21 protein-coding genes and 1 pseudogene are annotated in these 17,444 nt (G+C 61.3%); 1 reads left to right on the forward strand and 21 read right to left on the reverse strand.

The window, feature by feature from the left end:
* Nucleotides 1-436: 436 nt before the first annotated feature.
* From FJV43_RS06275 to FJV43_RS06365, 19 genes and pseudogenes are all read right to left on the reverse strand, one after another.
* A complete protein-coding gene (locus tag FJV43_RS06275) occupies nucleotides 437-1,852 on the reverse strand; it encodes a hypothetical protein (protein ID WP_239625458.1) in 1,416 nt (471 codons plus the stop codon).
* Between the two features lies 1 nt (nucleotide 1,853).
* Nucleotides 1,854-2,285 carry a hypothetical protein gene (locus FJV43_RS06280; protein ID WP_239625460.1) on the reverse strand — a complete coding sequence of 144 codons (432 nt, stop codon included), beginning with the start codon at nucleotides 2,283-2,285 and terminating at the stop codon, nucleotides 1,854-1,856.
* 9 nt (nucleotides 2,286-2,294) lie between these two features.
* The gene (locus FJV43_RS06285) at nucleotides 2,295-2,948 is read right to left on the reverse strand and encodes a hypothetical protein (protein WP_239625462.1); all 654 of its coding nucleotides are present in this window, start codon (nucleotides 2,946-2,948) and stop codon (nucleotides 2,295-2,297) included.
* Complete coding sequence (locus tag FJV43_RS06290; protein ID WP_239625464.1) at nucleotides 2,945-3,268, reverse strand: hypothetical protein; 324 nt, start codon at nucleotides 3,266-3,268, stop codon at nucleotides 2,945-2,947. Before FJV43_RS06290 ends, FJV43_RS06285 begins: the two co-directional genes overlap by 4 nt.
* Nucleotides 3,269-3,276: 8 nt before the next feature.
* Entirely contained in the window at nucleotides 3,277-3,588 is a 312-nt protein-coding gene (locus tag FJV43_RS06295; protein ID WP_239625466.1) for a hypothetical protein, read from the reverse strand.
* A 1-nt stretch (nucleotide 3,589) separates the two neighbouring features.
* Nucleotides 3,590-3,952, reverse strand: a complete 363-nt coding sequence (locus FJV43_RS06300; protein ID WP_239625468.1) for a hypothetical protein — start codon at nucleotides 3,950-3,952, stop codon at nucleotides 3,590-3,592.
* Nucleotides 3,953-4,021: 69 nt separating this feature from the next.
* Entirely contained in the window at nucleotides 4,022-4,984 is a 963-nt protein-coding gene (locus FJV43_RS06305; RefSeq protein WP_239625470.1) for a DUF5309 domain-containing protein, read from the reverse strand.
* A 206-nt stretch (nucleotides 4,985-5,190) separates the two neighbouring features.
* Complete coding sequence (locus FJV43_RS06310) at nucleotides 5,191-5,706, reverse strand: hypothetical protein (protein ID WP_239625471.1); 516 nt, start codon at nucleotides 5,704-5,706, stop codon at nucleotides 5,191-5,193.
* Nucleotides 5,685-5,984 (reverse strand): hypothetical protein, encoded by a 300-nt coding sequence (locus FJV43_RS06315; RefSeq protein ID WP_239625473.1) that lies wholly within the window; start codon nucleotides 5,982-5,984, stop codon nucleotides 5,685-5,687. Before FJV43_RS06315 ends, FJV43_RS06310 begins: the two co-directional genes overlap by 22 nt.
* Nucleotides 5,985-6,226: 242 nt before the next feature.
* Nucleotides 6,227-6,862 carry a hypothetical protein gene (locus FJV43_RS06320; protein ID WP_239625475.1) on the reverse strand — a complete coding sequence of 212 codons (636 nt, stop codon included), beginning with the start codon at nucleotides 6,860-6,862 and terminating at the stop codon, nucleotides 6,227-6,229.
* A 9-nt stretch (nucleotides 6,863-6,871) separates the two neighbouring features.
* Complete coding sequence (locus FJV43_RS06325; protein ID WP_239625476.1) at nucleotides 6,872-7,405, reverse strand: hypothetical protein; 534 nt, start codon at nucleotides 7,403-7,405, stop codon at nucleotides 6,872-6,874.
* On the reverse strand, nucleotides 7,363-7,839 hold the full coding sequence (locus FJV43_RS06330) for a hypothetical protein (protein WP_239625478.1): 477 nt from the start codon (nucleotides 7,837-7,839) through the stop codon (nucleotides 7,363-7,365). The genes FJV43_RS06325 and FJV43_RS06330 overlap by 43 nt, the downstream gene beginning before the upstream one ends.
* 90 nt (nucleotides 7,840-7,929) lie before the next feature.
* Nucleotides 7,930-8,657: pseudogene (locus tag FJV43_RS06335) on the reverse strand (M23 family metallopeptidase).
* Nucleotides 8,654-9,766: a WD40 repeat domain-containing protein gene (locus tag FJV43_RS06340; protein ID WP_239625482.1), complete on the reverse strand. Its 1,113-nt coding sequence runs from the start codon at nucleotides 9,764-9,766 to the stop codon at nucleotides 8,654-8,656. The pseudogene FJV43_RS06335 and the gene FJV43_RS06340 overlap by 4 nt, the downstream one beginning before the upstream one ends.
* A 103-nt stretch (nucleotides 9,767-9,869) precedes the next feature.
* The gene (locus tag FJV43_RS06345) at nucleotides 9,870-10,169 is read right to left on the reverse strand and encodes a hypothetical protein (protein WP_239625484.1); all 300 of its coding nucleotides are present in this window, start codon (nucleotides 10,167-10,169) and stop codon (nucleotides 9,870-9,872) included.
* Nucleotides 10,162-11,799: a hypothetical protein gene (locus FJV43_RS06350; RefSeq protein WP_239625486.1), complete on the reverse strand. Its 1,638-nt coding sequence runs from the start codon at nucleotides 11,797-11,799 to the stop codon at nucleotides 10,162-10,164. Before FJV43_RS06350 ends, FJV43_RS06345 begins: the two co-directional genes overlap by 8 nt.
* 1,076 nt (nucleotides 11,800-12,875) lie before the next feature.
* Entirely contained in the window at nucleotides 12,876-13,169 is a 294-nt protein-coding gene (locus tag FJV43_RS06355; RefSeq protein ID WP_239625488.1) for a hypothetical protein, read from the reverse strand.
* A 49-nt stretch (nucleotides 13,170-13,218) separates the two neighbouring features.
* Nucleotides 13,219-13,686 (reverse strand): hypothetical protein, encoded by a 468-nt coding sequence (locus FJV43_RS06360; protein ID WP_239625490.1) that lies wholly within the window; start codon nucleotides 13,684-13,686, stop codon nucleotides 13,219-13,221.
* Between the two features lie 89 nt (nucleotides 13,687-13,775).
* Nucleotides 13,776-14,468, reverse strand: coding sequence for a hypothetical protein (locus FJV43_RS06365; protein ID WP_239625492.1), 693 nt, complete (start codon nucleotides 14,466-14,468; stop codon nucleotides 13,776-13,778).
* An 87-nt stretch (nucleotides 14,469-14,555) separates the two neighbouring features.
* Here FJV43_RS06365 and FJV43_RS06370 point away from each other — a divergent pair, with 87 nt between their 5' ends.
* Complete coding sequence (locus tag FJV43_RS06370) at nucleotides 14,556-14,942, forward strand: hypothetical protein (RefSeq protein ID WP_239625494.1); 387 nt, start codon at nucleotides 14,556-14,558, stop codon at nucleotides 14,940-14,942.
* A gap of 1,044 nt (nucleotides 14,943-15,986) precedes the next feature.
* Here the strand turns inward: FJV43_RS06370 and FJV43_RS06375 are convergent.
* Together FJV43_RS06375 and FJV43_RS06380 are read right to left on the reverse strand one after the other, a co-directional pair.
* Nucleotides 15,987-16,562, reverse strand: a complete 576-nt coding sequence (locus FJV43_RS06375; protein ID WP_239625496.1) for a hypothetical protein — start codon at nucleotides 16,560-16,562, stop codon at nucleotides 15,987-15,989.
* 46 nt (nucleotides 16,563-16,608) lie between these two features.
* Nucleotides 16,609-17,412: a complement resistance protein TraT gene (locus FJV43_RS06380; RefSeq protein ID WP_239625498.1), complete on the reverse strand. Its 804-nt coding sequence runs from the start codon at nucleotides 17,410-17,412 to the stop codon at nucleotides 16,609-16,611.
* Between the last annotated feature and the right edge of the window lie 32 nt (nucleotides 17,413-17,444).

A 17,444-nucleotide genomic window follows, 5' to 3' on the forward strand; every position in this document is an offset into this window, starting at 1 on the left:
CATGGTCCCAGTCGTAGGCTGTACTGCCACCAGCCCACGCAAATGCGCCGGGTCCAGAGCCGAGCGACGTGATAAATGGGACCGACGTCCCTGACAGAAGGATCGCATTCGCCGAAGCGGCCGTGCGGACCGTCGAGTTCGCCGTTGCACCAGTCAACAGGAACGATCCAGCGAGGCTCGCTGGTCGGACTCCGAATGCTGCTGCATTGCCAGCGAAGGCGGCTGACCCAGGACTCCCCGGTTGTGTCACCTTGAAGCCGGCCGATATCCCTGTCTCCAGGAAACCGGTAGTCGTCGCCGGCTCGGATGTCGCGAACGCCACCGATTGTCCTGCGAAAGCGACCGAGCCTCGCGTCGTCAGAAGCACAAAATTGCCGCTGCTCGGCAGCTGGCCGAGCGCCCACCGTCCGAGAGCGTCAAAGCCGAGAAGAGACATCTACAGCCTCGCGCTCGCGGTGAAATGGTAGAGGATCGGTGTGGTGGAGGAGCCGAAGGCGTTGACGATCATGTACTGCGTTTCGCCGACGTTCGAGGCGCTGGCCGCGCGGTTCACGGTATCAAATCCGTTGCCGGACGCGCCGTTGTTCGGCGAGTACAGCGTGACCGTTGGCGCCACGCGCTTGCGTTTCAGGAACGTGCCCGCGCCATATGAAGCCGGCGCCGAGTTCTGCAACGAGCCGCGGACGCCATTGTTGGTCGCGGTTCCGACCGCAGTCGCGTAGTCATAGCTCTTTTCCCAGTAGCGCTGACAACGGTCCAACTCCTCGTTGAAGTCCGGAAGCTGAAACGGCGGGGCCGAATTGCCCTCATGGAGACCGACGTCGAACATCTCGAACACGTTGCCGACCGTACCCATGAAGTTGAATTGATTCGGGGTCGCGATAACGCTGGAAGCCGCGCTCCACGCATTGGGAGATTGGACGAGGCTTGAACCCGCCATCAGAACGAAGATCACCTCCATTCCGGCGGCATTGTCGAAGGCCCAAGTCCCGGTCGCGTCGCCCGCGAAGGTTATGCTCTTGACCACGTCAGTGTTTGCTTCGCCGGCGGCGATGGTGTACTCGCCGACGATGATCCGGTTTTGGGTGCCGTTTCGAACCGCAATGCAATAGGTCCCGGCAGGCGCCTTGACACCAAATTGCACCGTGATCGTCTTCGCCGCGGCATTGCCGAACCTCAGATCGGCGACGCGATTTCCTTCGATCTTTTGCGAGATGACGGCATAGTCCGCGCTCGCAACGGAAGCATCTGCCGTCATTACCGTCGCTCGAATGCGATATGGCGACCCGCCTGGTGTCGAACTTGCGACTTGTGCCGTACTGACGGCACCAGCGTTGCTGAATTCGTTTCGCCACTGATCGACCGGATAGTAGCCGGAGGTCGTACCCGCCGCCGTGCCGTTTTCCTGTGAAACCTGCATCCCGCCGTTGACGATATAGTTCTTCTTGGTCACGCCGATATTGGCCCGGGCTTGCGCCATCTGACCCGCGGTGAAGCCGTTCGGCTCTTCGATCGAAATCAGATCTTCCTTCACGCCGACGATGGCAACGTTCGGCGCGGCGATGAAGCTGATCCTGGAACCCGCGCCCGACTGCCCCGCGGCCACGCCGGATCCTGACGAATTACAAAGTACGGTCGCGCGTGCAAACGTTCCACTCGCGGCCGTGTAAACCCCTTCCGCAATCTCCCATTGAGCCAGGTCGTTGCTGATCGCGATGAATTTGTACTTGCGACCGTCGACCGCTCCGGCGAGCGCCGGCGATTGGCAGCCACCGACCGTCGATGAATAGACCCAATCCGTCGTGCCGCCGGCCGACGGAATGAACCGGCAATTGTTGAGAAAAGCAGCCATGTCAGGTGATCGTCAGAATGCCGTTGGTCTGGTCGAGATCGATGGTGAAGGTATTGCCGTTCGTCAGCGTGATCGCGGTGCCATAGTCCCACCAGCCGATCAGTGGCTTGGTGGGTGGCGTCGAATTGTAGAGCACCGCATATTGAAACGGTCCGATCGATCCACCCGAGGCGGTCCATGCCGGATCGGTGCCGCCGACGAACTTGAACGTCCCCGTCGTTTGCGCACCGGTGATGGTGCCGACGCTGTTGCCGCCGGCGGTATACCCGTTGCCTGCCGCAAGGTCTGCCGGCGTATTGTACACCGTGTTGGTGACGAGCGGCGCCGTGTTGGTCAGATAGACCTTGTAAACCTGTGCCGTGCCTGTTCTCATGTCGTGCAGCGCGTTGGCGACGTCCTGCACGAAGCAATAGAACTTGTTGAAACTTGCCATTGTCGTCTCCTAGATGACTTGTCCGGAAACGCGCACCGTCATCGGCCCGGCATTGAAGGTCGACGTCAGCCCGAGATTGTTCAGATCGGCAAGCGCCGAAGTGAACCCGAGGCCCCAGGTCTGGATGCGGGCGTCTTCCTTGATGTACGGAGCGGTCTCAAGCAGAGCGCCGTAGAGATACAGGTCGGGCGCCATGGTCAGCAGCCAATTGCTGCTGCTCGACCCGAGCGGCGGCACGTTCTGCCGGTAGACCATTTCGATGGTGTATGCAGCATCGGGCGTCGGTGCGAGTTCCAGCTCGTTGCCGAACACGGTGAAGTACCGCGGCTGCGCGGCGATGTCTGACGTCGCGAAGCGATATTCGTCCATCTGCGTTCCCGATTTGAATTCAAGGCTCGGCTTCCCTGTCGCGCTCGACAGCCGAACCCTTCGCATGGATTGAAAATCCGATGGCAACGAGATGAACTCGGGTTCGTTTGAGCCGAGATCGACCACCGCCGTCGCGCGCTGCTCCATCTGCCGGACGAAGAGCTGGCGGTTGAACTTGGCCTCAGCGAGCTGAATGAATGTCGGGATTCGCGCGATCAGCGTCGCATCCTGATCGCGCGCAAGATACTCGGTCACTGCCGTTTGCAACGATATGTAATCGGTGATCTGGGTCACGTGAGCTCCGCTGACCAGCCGGCCTGCAATTTCGGCCTGTCGGTTCGCAAGTAGGCCCATTCGGGATCGTCCAGCTTGCGCTGCACGATCGCGTCGAATTCGGGCGTGAACAGCCGCAGCGAGGTGTTGCCCCTTGCGTGCTCCTCGTTGAGCCATTGGACGTAGATGACATTGGGAATGCGGGCGACGTGCCGCCCCCAGTCACCGTGCTGCTCGTCCTGGCGCGCCTGCCTGTTCCACTCCAGGATCGGCGCCACGTCCTGGATGTGCTCGATCGCAAGCTCGCGGCCGTTGCTGTCGAGGTGAGGTCTGATCGTCATGCCGTCCATCACGACAACTCCGTCACCCACAGCGTGCCGGCAGTCGCAGTGACCAGGCCATTGGTCGCGGCTTTCAGCGCGGCAATGCGCTGGCCAGGACTGACCGTGACGTACTCGACCACATTGGCCGGCAGATAGGGGTCGGAAATGGTGGCCGTCTGTGCGCCATCGCCGATCCGGTAACAGCAGCCTGAATTGGCGACCAGGCGGACCTGAAAGGTCTCCGGTCCGAATGCGTTGGTGGCGCCGACGCTGCTGTCATACGCGACTGTCTGGGTCGGACCGACACGCGAAGAGTTTTGTTTGGAGAAGAACGACATGTCAGGCGGTCCTCACGGAGATCGAGAAATGCATGGGGATCGTCGTGCCGGAAGCGCCCGAAGGGGTCAGCGCGATCACGTCGTCCTCATTGAGATAGGTCGGTGACGGCGGTACGGCCGAGAACAATTGGCCCGTGGCGGATCCTGCCTGCGTCACGGTGAACGTCGCCAGCGTCGTCGCATTGGACGAGGCGGTGATGGTGCCGTCGGCGGTCGTGATCGCACCACCGAGGATGCCGGCGACTTTCAGCAAGCGACAGCGAAAGGGAACGCGGACATAGGCGGCGACGGGGCTCGCGCCGCAGGACGGCGTGTAGGCGGTGAGCTCGGCGGTATTGAGGGTACGATTGCCGGGAAGCGGCATCTTTGGCTCTCCAAAAGGAAAGGGCAGCCCGAAGGCTGCCCCGAGGTTGAGATGGATGATCGTGGTCGCTCAGGAAGTGGTGTTGTCGAAGATGCCGCCGGAGGCCTTCTCGTTGCGGGACACCAGCGCGTATTCGGCCAGGATCTGCCGGCGGTCGGAATCGCCGGTCTTGGCGAGCGGGATCGAGATCATGTTGCGACCGTTGAGATAGGCCACCGCCCATTTATCGAGCTCGAGCACCAGGACGTCGCGCGGCCGCTGGAAGCGATTGGCGACCACCTTGAGCTTGCCGAAATCGGACTCATACGCATCGACGGATGCAACGATCTTCTTCGACTTGGACTCCTCGATTGCGGTGGAGCGTCCCGTGAAGGTCGAGAACACCTGCTTGTTGAAGGCGCCGGTCATGATGGTGCCGGGCTTGCCGCCATTGGTCCAGATCGAGGAGAGCACGGTCCTCAGGCGCACCTCGGTGAAGGCGAGCTGGGTGCCGTCGGTTCGCGTGCCGGTGCCGTCGGCCGCGGCCGGATCCGCCGCACCGCCGGCGGTGCCCTTCGACGTGGCTGACACGATCCAGGACAGGACGGAGGCCGTCTTGCGCGGCGTCGTGGTGTTGCCGACGACCTTGGCCTGGTTGGTGCCGCACAGGATAGTCTCTAGGTCGCGCTTGAGCTCGAGGCCCTTGAGCATCTCCTGATAGGCGAGCTCGTTGTCGCGGCCGGCGTGATCCACCGCCTGCTGCGTGCCCGAGACCCGCGCGACCTTGTAGGAGATCTGGCAGAGATTGCCGAGCCGCACGGTGGGCGTGGTCGTGTTGGTGTTGGGATCGTCGCCTTCGAGCTGCGCATTGGCGGCGTCAGCCGCCGCGAGAGCCTGCGTCTGCCATTCGTGGTTGACGGCAGTCGCTTTCTCCTTGTCGACGCCGCTCATGAACGGCGTGTCGACGGGATCGATGCGATAGATCATGTCGCTGAGGTCTTCGCGGTTGCCCACCGCGGAGTAGGTGACGAAAGTTGAAGTTGGTAGGGCCATCGGGATTCCTTCAAAGAAGCCGCGCGTCACCTGGCGTGCAGGCCGTAGTCCTGCCGTCGGCGCGTCAAGGCGTGGATATTTCAATCTTCGACGTTGCGGTCTCGCCTGAAACGATCGCGCGGAATTGCGATTCCGGTTCGGCAGCGCGAAACCTCTTTGCCGGGAGCCCGCCAAAGGCGGGGGCGGCGTTGCGGCGAAATGCGACGCTATGGCCGCACAATGTACGAACTGAGATGGCGCACCGGCGCAGCAGTCTGTGGCGGCCACGCGGGCGGCGCTGGCTCGTCCGGATTTACGCCTGTCAGCGAAGGCAGAAACGACAAGACGCCACCGCCCTCACCGATCCCCTTTGCGGTGTTCCGAGCTGAGGCGGGATAGCCGTAATCGCTATAGGCCGACGGCTGTTGCCTTGCCGCGGCGCCAGCTTCATAACCTTGAGCAATATTGGCTTCATTGATCTTGCTCAGAAAGAGCTTTCCACTGGTGTCAATGTTATCCCTTGGATGTCTGATCCTGTTGAACAGATTGCGCATCCCTCCACCAGTCTCGGCCAGTTCGCGCGGTAGTCCCGCGGCCCCGGTCACATATCCGAAATGATCAGACGCGGAGCTAGTATAGGCGGGAACGAACGAGTTTGACGGGATGCCCCAGCGCTGATGGCGCTGCAGGTCTTCGGGTCCATCCGCCATGAATGAATGCGTCAACAGCGCCAATACCGGCACTGTACCAGCCCTCGCATCGCCGCGATCGAGTCAGCGACACGTCTGGCCGCAGCCTGATCATGGACTCTTGGAACGATCACGTAGTTGTTGGGATTCGCGATCGAGCCAGGCGTTTTGTTGCCCCCCAATGAATCGGAGTAGAGGAACTGCTGTGATGCTCCGGCCGCTGGATCAATCACATACTTTCCGTTACGCATGAGAAACGTCGATGGAACGTAGCCGGTTATCTTGCTGCTACCGCGCTCCTGTGCTGCAACGTAGAATGTCGGATCTGTCATATCATCTCCTTAAATATGTCGAGTCAGTGCACACTGACGTTTCAGCAGATGCGCGTCGGTTGATCTGATCGAGAGCGCTTGCACGCAACGGTCGCGGAGCGTGCGCCGGATGCGGATCGGATCGCGCCAGCTTGGCTGGTTGCCTTGATGACAGGAGCCAACCGAACCGGTTTTGCAATCTAGGACGTAAGAATGGTCACCGGCCTTCGCGGAACGCCAGCCGGATCTCTTGGGGAGCAGCTCTAGTATGAAAGAGTAGCAAGATAGAAATCGTTAGATAGCCGTGTAGCGCCCTCAAACCTCAAGATCGCCGCTTCAGTCTCTCTAACTTTGTAGAGCGCCCTGTTCCATTCTTGCGACCTCTTAGACTCCGGCTTGAGAAGATTCCCCGTGGGATCATGTATGACCGTGAGATACGCCAATCCGGGGGGAAATCCCGGCTCAAAAGCACTGCTCTCGCAGGCGCTTATTGTGTGCATTTCGCCATTCTCTGCGAAATCGAACTTCTTGCACTTCGCAAGATACTGCTCGATCGGCGAAGCGTGGATGCGAAATCCCCATCCCGTAAGGCCTCCGCCGGACTGCGCTTTGATCATCCCTGCAGCCTGAATGATCACCAGGGTCGCAAGGAGAATCGGCGCGCTCCGAGGCTTGGGCAGAAAGGCGCAGGCGATCAGCCAGATCAGCGCCACAACCGCACCAAATGCGCCGATCAGCAGCAACCAGTAGGACGCGTCCGGGAATAGGAACGTCAGGAAGCGCCCGCCGAACCAGCCCAGAAGGGTCATCGCTGCGAAGATGTAGGTCAGCCAGGGTTGCCGCCGGAAAATCTCTCCGCCGAAAGTTGCCCGAGCGGGCAGCGCCTGATCGGAATTCATATGATTCCCTCAAATTGGTTCACTTCGCCATCGAACGAGCGCCCGGGCTACGGATCGTAAATCACCTTCATGTCGAGCCGTAGCCGGGCCACCATTTCGTCCACCTCGGCCTGCCCCCTCTGGATAGGACTCGTAGACAATCTTTGCCTTGAACAAGTTCGCAAAGTATCTGGGGTGAAGAGTCCAGCCGATATGGTGGTAAGCATGAGTATCGGTATAGAGGGACTTCACGGCCTTTCGCAGATAGCGATTGTCCGGCGGCGGCTCGAAGTACGGGTCGACCATGCGTTCCTTGTAAAATCCGGTTTGGGCCAGCAGGATGTCCTGCCAACGAGCCTCGTCAGCCGGCAAGGGCCGACAGGAGCCGCGCTGCAGGCGGAAATCTCCATCTCGCGTCTTTTCCATCGCGAAGTTGGCGCAGGATGGAAACGCGGGATCGGTGCTCTCATAGTCCCAGGCAACCAGACCTCCCTTCAGTACGTAGGTCCGATCGGACGCAATCAGAAGATAGTTGGCGCAACTCGACAGGCACTGGTCGTACACGACGACCACCGCGCGTCGTTCACGCAGTACCTCGGCAAGAGCAATCGCGGACGCGATGCGCCTCCGGCGCTTCGAACGACGAAGCGACCGCCTTCCTTCAGCTTCTTCGCCGGCGATACGTCGGCATCCTTCTCGATCCGGCCGTCAAGACACAGGATTGCCTGATCGTCGCTGAGCGCGATTGGACGCTCGACAACACTACGGCAATAATCAGCCGCGCGATGGAATGCCGCCTTGTCGAACAAGTTCTCTTGGGCGCCTGACTGACCGAAGAGGAGGAGAGTGAAAGTGCAGAACGAGAGCATTCCTGTGAGCGAACGAAAGATGCCGACCACACCGACGCGCGTGAAGTTTCGTACGAGCATGCTGTTCGCCGCCTGGTTTCCGACTAGCCTCACGAGCGCACGCGCCAATGCATCGTCGCCGATAGTCACCTTGACTCCCAGCGCGATGACAATTGGCGAATGGCAGACCAGTCGCCGAAGCGATCTTTGAAACTGGCGGGCCGCCCTTCCGACAATGGATCATCTTCCGTCACGAATGGCACCGCGGGTAAGCCAATGGTTGCCTGCCGTGCCGTGGCTCTGGCGCAGATAGTCCGCGATCATGCCCGGCAATCCGCCGGGCCGCGGTGCCGTTGCCGATTGAGCGGCGGCAGGGTCACCCGGCCGAGAATTCCAAGCGCCATAGCGATCGGCAACAACACCGTCGCGACTTGGAAAGCCCAATCCGCGCAGGGGAGCCAAAGTGACCGGCGCCCCGGCGGCGGCCGCCGCCTGAACCAGATGAGGGACACTGGTGTCAAATCCTGCAGGGTCAATCGTGGTGTCGCGGTTTACGGCAACGCCAAGAGCTCCTCCATTTCGATAGTCTCGTCCCAAGGCCGGGGTCGCATTTTCATTTTTAATGACCGAGTAATGCAAATGAGGTCCGGTGCTGCGGGCACCAGTGCTTCCGACGTTGCCGATATCTCCGGGCCAGACGCGCTGGCCGGGCTTCGGCATCGGGCTGCCTTCCTGCATATGAGCATAGAGCCCGCTTCATTCCTCACGATGACGGTGTTGCCAAAGTTGTCGTTGAAACCAGAGTAAACGACTTCTCCAGGTGCCGCTGCCGGAATCGGAGTGCCGGGGCGGGCCGCGAAATCCTGGCCTGAGTGGAATTTTCCGAGTTCACCGGTCATCGGATCTTTTCGCCTGCCATAAGCCGAGGTGCCGCGAAACGGCGGCCCGGAGTTGTAAGGATCACTCATTCAATGGCCTTTCCAATATCCAGTATCCATCCGGGCTGGCACTTGTCGTTGGCCGGATCGGGGCATTTCGCGCGTTCCGTCAGCCGCCACGACAGCAATGCGGTAGCGGCCGATGGGGACACATAAAGCCGAGGGTTGGTTTGACCGGCTGCCAGGGTAAACTCCTGCCGGAACAGCAGACGAAATGAATTGTCGCGAAGCTCCGCCGCGTAGCGCTGGTAGGGAACGCTTGAATCGTCGTCAGGCAGCTTCGGGCGGTCGATCGGAACGACGATGCCCATCAAGCCCTTGCCACCGCCTGCGGCCTGCTCAACCCGCTCCTTGAGTTGCACACATCGCCAATCCGCGATGCGGCATCTCACAAAAGAGCCGATGCCCTGAATTTCGTCCGAGAAGAGAAACAGAAACAGTGACTTCTGTTCAGCGTCGAACCACCCTGCGGTGACAGCCGAATCTTTTCGAATCTTGCCTCCTCCGATTCTCTTGCCCTGCGCGTCCATGACATCGACTGTATCGGAGTAGGCCACGAAGAACTTCGAGCTGTCGGGAGACCAAACGATTTTGGAGACCGGCCGCCTCGTCGTCGCGGGGACGCTGATGGTGCGCAACTCTCCGGCTTCGGCCGTCAATTGCAGCGGCTTGTCCGAAGCTACGGTCTTCATGTCTGGGGAGAATGCTATGCCAATGTCCGGACGTGATCGGCCGTCGAACGTCGCCAGGATCGCACTCTTGCCGGTCTCGAGCTCGAACTTCCGCACACGTCCGGCATCATCCTCAGGAAAAACGATGTACTGCCCGTCCGCTCCGCATTGGACCCATCTGGACCCTGTAGGGGAAGGGGCGGAGATCTTGGCGCTTCCATCGTATGCGTCGACATACTGACCATCCGTCGCGAGCAGATAGCGCTCCCGATCTCCGCACCACGCGATGAACTCGCCTTTCGGCAGCGGCGTATGCGGCAATTTCTCGAAGGTCGGAACGGCTGGAGGCTTGGCTGGCGGTCCAGGCGAAGCCCCTTCGGCACGGCACACAGTGGCCGTAACAAGCAATCCCAGCACAGCGAAAAAGAACGAAGAACGGAGATCAAGATCGATCGGGCAGAACCGCATGCAATTACTCAAGCCTTGGGGTGAGGCCACCTGCACAATGCCCATCACCAGCTAAAGAACAAACAAAGAACATTATTGAACGCTCTCGCCTTGGTTGCAAGAACTAAATGATCCCGAACCGCTTCCGCCGCTCCGCCGTCTCCGCGAGCTCCTTCAGCTCCGCCCGCGCCAGCTGGCCGTTGGCAACGACGCCAGCGAGGTGGTCCCGCACCTTGCCGACGATGTTGATGGCGAGGAACAGCTTTTCGCGACCGGCGGCGTCGTCCACCGTGGTGGCACGCCAGGCTGCGACGTAGCTCTTCTCGAGCGCCGCGAACGCCTCATTCAGGATTTCATCATCGAGCAATGCTTTGGCCCTGACTGCCCTTGCCGCCGCCCGCTCCAGAGTGCTCTCGTCAGACATTGCTCCCCTCCCCCTCGTTCGGCCGCCTTTTCATCTCGCGACGCGCCGCCGATGCGGCGAAATCGAGCGCGGCTTCCGCGACATCCATCCGATGCTGCTCCTGCGCATGCTCACGCTTCTGCTCGTGGCCAAGCGCCTTCAGATGCGCATCGAGCACCGCGATCTTCGCATCCAGGCCCGCCCTGATCCTGGCGATCTCGATCTCGGCTTGCATCTTCACCTGCTGGTGGATTGCATCGGCTTGCGCCTTTTCGCGCTCCATCTGCGCCTTGTGCGCGGCAGCGAGCTGGTCGGCCTGGAGCCGCGCCTGCAAGGCCAGCAGCTTCGGGTCGGGCGGCGGCTGCGGCGGTGCCGGGAGCGGATGCAGCAACTGCCCGGTCTGTGGATTGACGGCCATGGGATCGTTGAAGAACTGATCGGGATTTCGGTGCCCCATGATCCGGGTCAGCTCGGCCGCCGTGTTGTAGAGCTGGCGGTCGCCGACCAGGTTGAGCTTGCCGCCCGCGAGCAGCTCCTTCTGGACGTTGGCGATCGCCATGGTCTGGGCGAATTGCTGCGCCTTGCCGCCGGCGCCGAGGCCGACATTGATGGTCATGTCGTCGCGCGTCTTCCAGTTGCGCGGATTGACCTCGACCCAGGAATTGCGCAACCGCACCGTCTCCTGGCGCTGGCCGTGCTTGCGGATCGTGCCATGCAGCAGCGCGAAGATATCGCGCACGCCTTCGGCCATGATGCGCGCGATCAGCTTGATGCGCATCTGCGAGGCCGAGAACACCTGGGCGACCGCCGTCGCCGACTGGTTCTGCAACGCGTTGGCGTCGATGCCCTGCGTCTGCTTGCCGAGCCCGGTGCGGATCTCGAGCTCGGCGTCGATATATTGCAGCATCGGGTAGATCGACGTCGTGATGTCGGGCACCACCTGCCAGTTCAGCCCGCCCGCCGTCTTGGTGCGGACCACCCCGCCCGGCCGCGACACCAGCAAATCGTCCAGCGTGTTCGGCCCGGCATTCTGCTCGGCAACCTCGACGCGAGGATTGTTATGCAGATAGAGATTGTCGAGCGCGCCGCGCTTCAGCGCCGTCTTCTCGCGCTGCAGTGGCATGACGAGGTCGGCGATCGAGCGGCCGAAGAAACGATGGGTCACCGGCACCGGCGTGGTCGCCGCAAACGGCATCTCGTCGAACGGCGTGATGCAGTCCTTGCCGTCCTTGCGCAGGATCTCGGCCTGATCGCCGCCGGTGATCACCTGGTAGAGGCAGGGGCGGCCCGAGCCCTCGTAATCCATCCGCACATAGTGCTCGGTGATGCGCACCAGCCTTGCGGCCGAATTGGCGCCGCCGCCGCCCGCGGTCGCGGACAGATGCTCTTCCACGGTGTCGCGCGCCAGCGTCTCGATCTCGGTGGTGCCCGTATGGGGCTGCAAAGCCCTGATCTGCCCGGCATCGAAGCCTTCCGCGATCAGCTGCGCCTCGGTCTTGGTCACGACCTCGTGGAAGCAATAATTGCAGTCGCGGATGCCGCGCGCACCGCGCTCGATGCCGAACTCTTCGGGAGGCACACCCATCACCCGCGCCTGCGCAAGCTTGCGCGTGGTGACGATGGTGACGTCATGCGTGACAGGAGACCCCATCGGCGCGGGCGGCGCCGGGGCTAGCAAGGGAATGGGCATGTTTTGTTGAACTTTCGATCGCGCCGGGCGCTAATTGCCGCGAGCCGCCAATTTAGTTGGCGCTGCCGCGCTACAGCTTCAGACCGGAAGAGCAGTCTGCGTGGCGTACACCGAAGCGGCACCGCACTGACAGGCTCGACCTTCACTTATCTATCTCAGGGGTCCGAATACACCACCAAGGCCGTTCCAACTGCCGAAGCGGTCCGAGAGATCCCAAGGCGCCGCCCCGGGCGCCGGAAGCGAGTTGTCGAGCGACTGCTGGACCCGTATTGTGCCATCCACAAAGGGAATCGGCGCGGCCCTGAACGCTTCCGCGTCTGACGGGGCCTTACTTCCATCGGGCACCCGGACGAGCTGCCGTACCGGCCTCCTATGATCGACAGCGCCTCGCGCGGCGTCGTCCGATGACGCTGCAAACGAGCGCGTCTCGTAGAGCGGCCGTGACGAGACAGCCGGGCTTGGCACGAACTGTCCGCCAGTCCCGAACGGGCCATGCGTCCCGGCGTCCATTGGTTCCGAATTAAGGTAAATATTGCCACGGTCGTGCGCCGACGGATCCTGTGGCAGTAAACTGCTTGGCGGCGAGGCGGGATGATTTAGCGAGTTAAGAGGATCGCTACCATACAGCTTCCGCCAATAGGTAGGATTCGAATCGTAGAGGGCTCGCGCTTGCTCATATCCCCGAAGATTGAGCTCTCGTTTTATGCGATCGACATACGATTCATCGCGATTTAGCTCGAGCTTCATGATCTCGTTGGCCATAGCTTGAGCCGCTGCCCAAACCGCAGCTCCCTTTCCGACTTTGGTAGGCAGTCGCGACATATTCGCTCTCCATATCTTTTTTCTACGAATGTCGATCGACAGCCCTGTCGATCGAACTCAGATGGTTCGAAAGAGCAGCGTTGATCGAGGATCGTGGAATATTTCAAAATTGGGACGCGCCGTTTAGCGGTCGTGTCAGACAACCAAGGCGCAGCACACCCAAAGGTGCGGCGTCATCCGCTCGTTTCCGATACGAGGAACGAAAATGCGCTCGCTCAGTGGATAAAATATAGAACCCCTGCAAGCCCGGCGCAAAAAATCACCAGGCCGATCAGGGCAGCGAAAGTAGCCTCGATTTCAAGTCGTCCATTTTCGATGCGGCGCAAACCTAGCCAACCAAATCCGCCGGCGTCGCGAGCAGTCCCGACCTGGACATGGCCGAAAGATACAAGAGGCAGCACCAGTCGTGCCACGGCATAACCGACGCCCCACCAAATCAGCTCCAGAAACCACCCGACTACCATCTGATATTGGCTCCATGACGAAAACAAGAAGTCGTCGGCGATCACACATCACTGAGCAAAATCATACTGCCATACTGATCGCACCGACAACAGTTCAATCCGGCCGACTTGCTCCCAGCCGCATACAGTCCTTGTCGTGCCTGCCCAGGATCTCGGCCTGATCGCCGCCGATGATCACCTGATAGAGGCAGTGGGGCGCCGAGCCCTCGTAGTCCATCCGCACATAATGCTCGGTGATGCGCACCAGCCGTGCGGCCGAACTGGCGCTGCCGCCGCCCGCGATCGCCGACAGATGCTCCTCCACGGTGTCGCGCGCCAGCGCCTCGATCTCGGTCGTGCCGGGGTGCGGCAGCAAGGCCCTGATCTGGCTCGCGTCAAAACCTTCGGCGATCAGCTGCGCCTCGGTCTTGGTCACGACCTCGTGGAAGCAACAATTACAATCGCCGATGCTGCGCGCACTGCGCTCGATGCCGAATTCTTCGGGCGGCACGTCCATCACCCACGCCTGCGCAAGCTTGCGCGTGGTGACGATGGTCACGTCATGCGTGACAGGAGAGCCCATCGGCGCAGGCGGCGCCGGGGCTAGCAAGGGAATGGGCATGTTTTGTTGAACTTTCAGTTGCGAGCAGCGCCGAAACGCAGCCGGTCGGGCTAGTAGCCCCTGTCGCGCATGACATCCTGGATGAGGCCAAGAAGTCCACCGGGCCGTCCAGCGGCAGGTGATTGGATTGACTCTTGCGGCGCCGAAGGTGTGACCGACGCCCTCCAATCGTCCATCCCGCCACCTAACGGGCTCCTGTCGCCCGCGTTCAGATATCCCACAGGCGGCGCAGCTGCGGCGGCACCAATCGTGCCGCGGCCGGACGTCAACGTCCGCACCAACGGCGACGCTTCATCCAAAGGGCCCATCGCGCGCGGAGCAAAGAACATCTGCAGCCAATCGGCGATCTGCTCCGGCGTCATCGTCGTCGTCAACGAGGGCGACATGTTCGGCGTACCCACCCCTGCCCCCACGGACGTCACCTTGGGTGCCGCGAGCCGTGGAAGAAGCCCACCCAGATCGGGGAACGTGGCATTCAAGCTCACCGACGGGACGAACGTCGAAGCATTCCCGCTGACACCGAATCCGAGCGTATCGCGGCTGGTCATTCCAGGTGTAAGGAAAACGGTCTCCAATCCCGCTCCCGGCGCACCCAGACTGCGGTTCACGGTCCACCGCGGCGCCGTCGCGGAGCCCGGATTCCAGTAATACGTTCCGCCAATCCTGCCGATGGGCAGGAGCGGAAACGGCGCAGAGAACGACAAGCCATCCGGCCATCGATCCGGGTTGTGGCTTTCCGCCATCACAATCTCCTTTGTTGACCGCAGCGAATCTTTTGGCGATGTTGAAAGCGGCTCGAGATCCGAACGGCGTCCGACATGACCTTGGTATTGACCATCCTCGCAGCGATCTGGGTTTGCGGTCTTCTTCTCATCGCGGGGCTTTATCTCAATGACCTCCGCGTGGTGCTCAACAGCGTGGCGCCTGGCGCGCAGATGTCGATGCTACCCGCGCGCCCACGCTGGATGCACGAGACGACGGCCATTGTGTCGCTCGCATCACTTGAAATCCTGCTTCTCACCGTCGTGTCATTGACGATTGGTCGCGTCTTGAAGATAGGTCATGCTGCGTCGATCCGCATCTCCCAATGCGATCCCGCTTGCTTGACCGATACTGGCCGCCTTCATCTCGCGAACGCCGCCCGGCACGAGCGTCTTGCGCTCGCCTGGTCGATTGCCGGCATCGCATCGATCTTTGCGATCTGCTCCTTCGCCTAGCGGCGTGCCGAGCTGGCGCAAAGCATTGGATGAACCACAAAATCACCGCGAGTGAAGAAAGTGGAGAACCGCTGCAAGTAAGGCGCAACAGATCACCAGACCGATCAGGGCGGCGAAAGTGGCCTCGATTTCAAGTCGCCCCTCTTCGGTGCGTCGCAGACCCACCCAACCAAATCCGCTGGAGTCGCGAGCAGTCCCAACCCGGAGCCTGCCGAAAGAAACAAGAGGTAGCACCGGTCGTGCCACGGCATAACCGACGCCCCACCAAATCAACTCCAGAACCCAACCGACTACCATCGGATACCGGCTCCAACACAAAGCAAGAAGTCGTCGGCGATCACACGTCTCTGAGTCTAAATCGTACAGCCATACTGGCAGCACGGACAACAGTTCAATCCGGTCGGCCTGCTCCCGGCCTAATACAGCCCTTGTCGTCATTGCGCAGAACGACTGTCGTAAACTCTTCGATGATGCCACTATAGAGGTGTTTTGCCCGACGCGTCAAAGCCAATTTCGGATTTTCATATATGATCCAGTACCTGGCCCATGGTAGTAGCCGATGTTGCGCATGTAGTCTTGGATCATGCCGAGCAGTCCACCAGGGACGCCCAGTCGGTGTCCCTACGATCGCTTCCAGTGATAGAGGCGGCCGAGCTTGATGGGCCGACGAAACGAATTTGTGTAGATGGAGACACCTCTCGCCGCGGCGACGAAGAGGCCTCCGATCCAATGCGGCACCGCGCGCAATTGCGCCGGCGGTTTCCCGGTTCGCCCTTGGTCAATCGCATATGGCATTTTGCGCGACTTGGGCGCGCGCCTCATCCTTCGAGACGACCACTTGGCGGTCTCCTCTCCATGTGCAGCGTCCGCTTTCGGCGCTGGGGGCTCAGGATGAGGCTAAGAAGCATCGGTGCTCGTTGAAAATGCAGCCGCGCCCTCAAGCCTCATCCCCTGAGGGCCCGCCAACGGCGGGCGCCTCGAAGAATGGCCACACGCGAAATCGCCTCCATATGCGATTGCCCTGGGTTTGCCCCGACCTGAATCCTAAGACGTTGCTTGCAACGTATCTCTCTCGTCGGTCCCATCGTGCACCGTGTGCGCGACGATCTTCATCGCGCCGTTCGATTCCGCCACATCCTGGGCCAGCAGCGCGAACTGGTCGTCCGTGAGATCGTAATAGGTCTCGCGGCCCTCCTCCTCCCGCTCCTCCCACCAGACCTTGACGATGCCGGCCTTCGACAGCAGCGCGTCCTTGATGAAGGAGTAGAGCACCATGAAGCCGCCGTTCTGCTGCATGAAGACGTGGTTGACGTAGTCCGTCTCCTGCTGTGCGGCCGCGACGTCCTCGGGGCCGACCGGCTCGAAGCGCACGACCTCGTCGGAGCCGGCGAAGATGTCCATCAGCTGCGGCATCAGGCCTTCGATGGTGTCGGCGACGTCGGTCGACACCGCGCGCGAGCGGCCGTCCTGCGCCGGCATGTCCTTGCGCATGTCGCCGAGATAATAGTCCATCGCATCCGCCCGCTCCTCGGCGAGCCGCGCCGCCGACATCGCGGCGAGCGCGTTGGCTTTCTCGGAGGCGAGCATCGCCTTCACTTCGGAAATCGACATCTTTGTCATGAAATACCTTTTGATCAAATTCACCACATCGCGTGGCGGCGCAGCTTCACCAGCGCGACAGGTACGGCACCGGCCGGGCGCCTGTCGTAAACACATCGGCCTCGTTCGGATCATCGCTCCGCGCCAACCGGCGAATGTCGCTGCGACGGACCGCGCGCACATCGATGGCGCATTGTTCGGGCATGCTCGGAGCTGGCGCGCTGGCGGCCTGAGGCGACGGCGCGTCGTATCCATCTCCTGCGGACGCATATGCGGTCGCCGGACTCAATACCCCACCGAGACCGCTCCATCGGCCAAAGCGAACGGAAAGGTCCCAGGGCGCGTCTGGCTGGACCGATGTCGATGGATTCCTGCCGAGCACGCCGGAGCTCGGCAGGGGGATGCGGTACGTTCCTGCATTCGGAGCGGGAGAATACTGAAGCGGAGTTGCTCCGCTACCGAAGGCGCTCGACCGGCTCGCATTCTGCCGCGGCGGATCGTTCGCAATGTTTGCCGCGGCCGGGATGATCGCGCCCGCCGCGTCAACGGTCCAGTTCTCGGGGTGCGTGAGAATGTCGTTGATGAGCAAACCTTGAAGATAGGCACCGTGCGCGGCCCATCCTCCTGCGAGACTCCCCGTGGGTGCCAGCACCGCTCCGCCCGCGATTGCCCCATACGGACCACCAACAGCCTGGCCGCCGGTTATCCCCGCCGCGGCCCCGAGGACACCGCCCCAGGTCTTGCCTGCTCCAACGAGCCCGTCGTGGAGAATATCGCCGCGGGACGGCGGATCAAACTGCGAAAGCCTGTTCGATAACTCTCCTTTTCCGAACATTGCAATCAGGCGAACCAGCAAATTTTCGAAAGCCATTCCATTCCACCCATGTTACGACTCCAGAGGAG

Source organism: Bradyrhizobium sp. I71, from assembly GCF_022354745.1.
In the GTDB taxonomy this organism is placed as follows: domain Bacteria; phylum Pseudomonadota; class Alphaproteobacteria; order Rhizobiales; family Xanthobacteraceae; genus Bradyrhizobium; species Bradyrhizobium liaoningense.

Bases quoted from the DNA above. Each gene is read 5' to 3' on its own strand.
- FJV43_RS06275 (WP_239625458.1), bottom strand. From the start codon at position 1,852: ATGGCTGCTTTTCTCAACAATTGCCGGTTCATTCCGTCGGCCGGCGGC.
- FJV43_RS06280 (WP_239625460.1), bottom strand. From the start codon at position 2,285: ATGGCAAGTTTCAACAAGTTCTATTGCTTCGTGCAGGACGTCGCCAAC.
- FJV43_RS06290 (WP_239625464.1), bottom strand. From the start codon at position 3,268: ATGACGATCAGACCTCACCTCGACAGCAACGGCCGCGAGCTTGCGATC.
- FJV43_RS06295 (WP_239625466.1), bottom strand. From the start codon at position 3,588: ATGTCGTTCTTCTCCAAACAAAACTCTTCGCGTGTCGGTCCGACCCAG.
- FJV43_RS06300 (WP_239625468.1), bottom strand. From the start codon at position 3,952: ATGCCGCTTCCCGGCAATCGTACCCTCAATACCGCCGAGCTCACCGCC.
- FJV43_RS06305 (WP_239625470.1), bottom strand. From the start codon at position 4,984: ATGGCCCTACCAACTTCAACTTTCGTCACCTACTCCGCGGTGGGCAAC.
- FJV43_RS06315 (WP_239625473.1), bottom strand. From the start codon at position 5,984: ATGACAGATCCGACATTCTACGTTGCAGCACAGGAGCGCGGTAGCAGC.
- FJV43_RS06320 (WP_239625475.1), bottom strand. From the start codon at position 6,862: ATGAATTCCGATCAGGCGCTGCCCGCTCGGGCAACTTTCGGCGGAGAG.
- FJV43_RS06340 (WP_239625482.1), bottom strand. From the start codon at position 9,766: ATGCGGTTCTGCCCGATCGATCTTGATCTCCGTTCTTCGTTCTTTTTC.
- FJV43_RS06345 (WP_239625484.1), bottom strand. From the start codon at position 10,169: ATGTCTGACGAGAGCACTCTGGAGCGGGCGGCGGCAAGGGCAGTCAGG.
- FJV43_RS06350 (WP_239625486.1), bottom strand. From the start codon at position 11,799: ATGGGGTCTCCTGTCACGCATGACGTCACCATCGTCACCACGCGCAAG.
- FJV43_RS06360 (WP_239625490.1), bottom strand. From the start codon at position 13,686: ATGGGCTCTCCTGTCACGCATGACGTGACCATCGTCACCACGCGCAAG.
- FJV43_RS06365 (WP_239625492.1), bottom strand. From the start codon at position 14,468: ATGGCGGAAAGCCACAACCCGGATCGATGGCCGGATGGCTTGTCGTTC.
- FJV43_RS06375 (WP_239625496.1), bottom strand. From the start codon at position 16,562: ATGACAAAGATGTCGATTTCCGAAGTGAAGGCGATGCTCGCCTCCGAG.
- FJV43_RS06380 (WP_239625498.1), bottom strand. From the start codon at position 17,412: ATGGCTTTCGAAAATTTGCTGGTTCGCCTGATTGCAATGTTCGGAAAA.